Genomic DNA, 3,306 nt, shown 5'->3' on the forward strand with positions numbered 1-3,306 from the left:
GAGCTTGCCCGTCAGGACGCGAAGCGGCCCCGCTGTTCAACTGAGAAGCGGGGCCCGCTACGCAGTCCAGCGGGAGCAAGCTCCCTCGCCCCAATGGCATCACAGTTTCTTCACCATTGGCACGCAGGCCAGTTGCAGACCAGAAGGCGATTGATAAATTGCACTCCCCTACCCGATGTAACCGCAGCGCCGGTAAAAATCGACAGCGTTCAATGTCGCGTCCAGACACACCTCTGCCAGCCCCAGCTCCCGCGCCAGATCTTCGAGAAAGAACAGAACACGCTTGCCCAGCCCACGCTGCATGAAATCCGGGCGGATGAAGATTGCGCCGATTTCATGCTGCTCCAGATCAAGCATTCCAGTTGCTACAGGTTCACCCTCAGTGCAGACCAGATAGAAATGCTTTTCCATCAGCGTGTCGTAGCCGTCTTCGGCCGCTCCTTTGGTCCAGTCGAGCATTTGCTGCTGGCTGTAGGCACCGATGCATTGGTGCCGGATGGCCAGTCGCCGAATGTCGAACGCGATCTGCGCATCGTCCGGGGTAGCTCTTCTGATGTCGAACATTTCTCTCTCCTTGAGCCATGTGCGGACGGGGCATGAAAAAGCCCCGTCCATTGCTGGCGGGGCTTTGGGTAAACGTCAAATGACAAACACGTATGACCTTATGGCCCGCCGGAAGCGGTCATGGAGGAGCACATCTTGGTCATTCGAAGTTGGACAGTCATGGGGCGATAGTGCTGCGGATTGTTCCGACACGTCAATTGCTAAGCCTCCTCTCTACTCAATCGAACGTTCTCACCACACTCGTCGATTCGTCCTACAGGTGTTTTTACGACCGGCGTCTACGGTTGAAAAAGGGACGAAAAGCAAGGCCTGGAGGCCTTGACCGATTCGATTATCGAGACAACACTATACGTAGGTAACGTACAGAACATGGATGCTCTATTTATCGAATTGCCTGTGTTTCAGAAGCACCGAGACGACTATCTGGATGACGAACTGTTTCGCAGCTTTCAATTGGAGTTGCTGAAAAATCCGGAAGCGGGCGATCTCATCGAGGACACAGGCGGGCTTCGTAAAATTCGCTTCAGCGACCAACGAAGAGGGAAAGGCAAGCGCAGCGGATTACGAGTGATTTATTACTGGTGGTCAGGCTTCGATCAGTTCTGGCTCTTTACCGTCTTCAACAAAAACGAGCAGGACGATTTGACGCCTGCCCAGAAAAAGCTTTTCAGAAAAACACTGGATAGAGAACTCAACGCGAGAAGCCACTATGAAACGTGACATTTTTTCCGAACTGATGGATGGACTGGAAGCACTGGCCGATGAACGCCAAGGCAAAATCACCTTGCGTACCCATAAGGTTCAGCTGCCAAAACTGATGCCGATCACTGCTGAGGAAGTGATAGCCATCCGTCAGCAACTTAATCTTTCCCGGTCAGTTTTCGCGATGTATCTACGCACCAATACGCGAACGCTCGAGAACTGGGAGCAAGGACGAGCTACGCCCAATGCTCAGGCCACAACCCTGATCCGTCTGGTCGAGCGTTTTCCACAGACAATCGAACAACTCGCAGCCCTGACCTGACACGGGGTTTTGATTCCAGCCACATGACGAAATTGTAATTCCCCCATCACCTTGGCGTTATCCGCAGCTTGCAACGATGTGACCCGGCGACCAATGCCGGCGGGCCCTGCCCCGTCGAACAATAAAACCACGCCGACGCACGTTCCCGTTCTGCCGAACCCAAGGAGTGTTTGATGGTTAACAATACAAAAATGTCGATGGCCGCTTTAGCGGTGGTGGTCGGCTCCGGGCCGTCCATGGTGTTTGCAGAAGACAAGCCCGAAGGCTTTGTCGAAGGCAGCAGCCTGACGGTGCTCAACCGCAACTTCTACTTCAATCGTGATCATCGCAACGGCCAGTCCAGCCCCACCGGCAACGGTTATTCCGAAGCCTGGGCGCATGCGGTGATCAGCAAGTTCGAATCCGGTTTCACCCAAGGCACCGTCGGGGTCGGTGTCGACGCATTTGCCATGCTCGGCTTGAAACTCGACACCGGTGACGGCCGCAACGGCGGGCGCAGTTCGTTCGATGTGCTGCCGGTCAACCGTGACGGCCAGGCGCGGGATGAATACACCAAGATCGGTGGCGCCGCCAAAGTGCGGGCCTTCGATACCGTGGTCAAGGTCGGTGATGTGTTCCCGGCCAACCCGGTGGTGGCCGCAGGTGATTCGCGCCTGCTGCCGGAAAGCTTTCGCGGTGTGACGGCGACCAACACCAGCATCGACGGTCTGTCGATTCAGGGCGGTCGTTTGCATGCGATGAGCCAACCGGTGTCCAGCGACATGCGCGAAAATTTCGCCACGTTCTACGCCGGCCCGGTCAATTCGCCGTGGATCGCTTATGGCGGGGGCGACTACGTGCTGAACAAGAACCTCAGTTTCAGCCTGTACTCCAGTCGTCTCAAGGATGCCTGGAATCAGTATTACGCCGGCACCGCTTGGACCTATCCGCTGGCGGACGACCTGTCGCTGTTCGGCGGCCTGAACTATTACAAGGCGGTCGACGAAGGCAAGCAACTGCTCGGCCAATTCGACAACAACATCTGGAGCGGCCGCGTCGGCGTGAAGCTCGGCGCCCATTCCGTCGCCCTCTCCCATCAGCGCAACAACGGCAACGACGACTTCGATTACCTGCGCCAGTCCGACTCGATCTTCCTCGATAACTCGATCCAGTACAGCGACTTCAACTCACCGAAAGAACGTTCGTGGATGGTGCGCTACGACCTCGACATGAGCGCTTATGGCGTGCCGGGTCTGTCGTTCATGACCCGTTACGCGCGCGGCACCGACGCCGACTATTCCAACGCCAACGCCGTGTACATGCGCCGCGATGCCGAAGGCAATCCGCTGACCGACCAGAAGCGCTGGGAGCGCGACATCGAAGTCAAATACGTGGTGCAGAGCGGTTCGATGAAAGACCTGTCACTGCGTTTGCGCCAGGCCACCACCCGCGCCACGGCGTTCGAGTCGGACCTGGATGAAGTGCGGGTGATCGTCGAATACCCGCTGGCGATTCTCTGAGTTTCCCGAGCAATACCATTCACCTTTAGAAGCTCCTTGCTCCTTTGGTCAGAGGTGAATTTTTTGGCGCCCTTCGGGGCGCCTTTTTTATGCCTGTCCGAAATCACACCGCAGTAAACTGTGGGAGCGGGCTTGCTCGCGAAGGGGCCGTGTCAGTCAACATCATTGCTGAATGACACACCGCTTTCGCGAGCAAGCCCGCTCCCACAGGGATTACGA

Annotated in this window: 3 protein-coding genes and 1 pseudogene; 3 read left to right on the forward strand and 1 reads right to left on the reverse strand. The window is 56.5% G+C overall.

Going from position 1 to position 3,306, the window contains the following annotated elements; all coding sequences use genetic code 11:
- Nucleotides 1-99: 99 nt before the first annotated feature.
- A pseudogene (locus QMX91_RS29990) lies at nucleotides 100-564 on the reverse strand (GNAT family N-acetyltransferase).
- A 369-nt stretch (nucleotides 565-933) separates the two neighbouring features.
- Here QMX91_RS29990 and QMX91_RS29995 point away from each other — a divergent pair.
- The 3 genes from QMX91_RS29995 (at nucleotide 934) to QMX91_RS30005 (ending at nucleotide 3,087) form a co-directional block, all read left to right on the forward strand.
- Nucleotides 934-1,284: a toxin gene (locus QMX91_RS29995; RefSeq protein WP_282413823.1), complete on the forward strand. Its 351-nt coding sequence runs from the start codon at nucleotides 934-936 to the stop codon at nucleotides 1,282-1,284.
- Nucleotides 1,274-1,588 (forward strand): transcriptional regulator, encoded by a 315-nt coding sequence (locus QMX91_RS30000; RefSeq protein WP_027614657.1) that lies wholly within the window; start codon nucleotides 1,274-1,276, stop codon nucleotides 1,586-1,588. The genes QMX91_RS29995 and QMX91_RS30000 overlap by 11 nt, the downstream gene beginning before the upstream one ends.
- 173 nt (nucleotides 1,589-1,761) lie before the next feature.
- On the forward strand, nucleotides 1,762-3,087 hold the full coding sequence (locus tag QMX91_RS30005) for an OprD family porin (protein ID WP_282413824.1): 1,326 nt from the start codon (nucleotides 1,762-1,764) through the stop codon (nucleotides 3,085-3,087).
- The last annotated feature ends 219 nt before the right edge of the window (nucleotides 3,088-3,306 follow it).

The organism is Pseudomonas sp. PS01299 (genome assembly GCF_029960145.1).
In the GTDB taxonomy this organism is placed as follows: domain Bacteria; phylum Pseudomonadota; class Gammaproteobacteria; order Pseudomonadales; family Pseudomonadaceae; genus Aquipseudomonas; species Aquipseudomonas putida_A.